This window comes from Paraburkholderia rhizosphaerae, assembly GCF_004366595.1.
GTDB lineage: Bacteria > Pseudomonadota > Gammaproteobacteria > Burkholderiales > Burkholderiaceae > Paraburkholderia > Paraburkholderia rhizosphaerae.
In genome coordinates, this window is record NZ_SORE01000076.1 from 1 (window position 1) to 1,102 (window position 1,102).

Below are 1,102 nucleotides of genomic sequence, written 5' to 3' on the forward strand. Positions count from 1 at the left end.
TATTGCGCATCATCGCGGGGCTGATCGAGCCGACTGACGGCGAAGTCACGTATATGGGCAAGCCGCTCGAAGGGCCGGCCGAAGGCGTCGCGATGGTGTTCCAGACGTTCGCGCTGTTTCCGTGGCTGACCGTGCTGCAGAACGTCGAGGCGGGCCTGGAGGCGCAGGGCGTGCCGGCACGTGAGCGGCGCGAGCGTGCGCTGGCCGCGATCGACCTGATCGGTCTGGACGGCTTCGAGAATGCGTATCCGCGCGAGCTGTCGGGCGGCATGCGCCAGCGCGTTGGTTTCGCACGCGCGCTGGTGGTCGACCCGACGCTGCTCCTGATGGACGAGCCGTTCTCCGCACTCGACGTGCTGACCGCCGAGACGCTGCGTACCGACCTGCTGGATCTGTGGACGCAGGGGCGCATGCCGATCAAGTCGGTGCTGATCGTCACGCACAACATCGAGGAGGCGGTGTTCATGTGCGACCGCATTCTGGTGCTGTCGTCGAACCCGGGGCGGGTGATTGCCGAGATCAAGGTGCCGTTCAAGCACCCGCGCAACCGTCTGGACCCGGCGTTCCGGCGGCTGGTGGACGACATCTACGCGAAGATGACCGCGCGCCAGACCGGCGAGACGACCCGCAAGGGGCTCGAACTGCACAGCTGGCTGCCGCATGTGTCGACCAACCTGATGGCGGGTCTGATCGAGACGCTGGCGGCCGCGCCGTACCATGGCCGCGCGGACATGCCGGAGATTGCGCGCTCGCTGCATCTGGAAGTGGACGACCTGTTCCCGATTGCCGAAGTGCTGCAGCACCTCGGGTTTGCGGACGTGCGCGAAGGCGATATTTTCCTGACGCCGCCGGCGCGCGTGTTCGCGGAGTTCGGCACGCAGGAGCGCAAGATGATGTTCGCCGAGCATCTGCTGCGGCACGTGCCGCTGGCCGCGCGGATCAAGAAGGTACTCAACGAGCGGCCGGGCCACCGCGCGCCGCGCGTGCGCTTCGAGCAGGAACTGGAAGACTTCCTGTCGGATAGCGCGGCGCAAGAGACGCTCGATGCGGTGATCAACTGGGGGCGCTATGGCGAGATCTTCTCGTATAACGACCAGTCGGA

General features: G+C 66.3%; 1 protein-coding gene. It reads left to right on the forward strand.

From position 1 onward, the window contains the following. Nucleotides 1-1,102 (forward strand): ABC transporter ATP-binding protein (locus tag BX592_RS33635; RefSeq protein WP_134197637.1); only part of this gene is annotated, 1,102 nt, incomplete at both ends.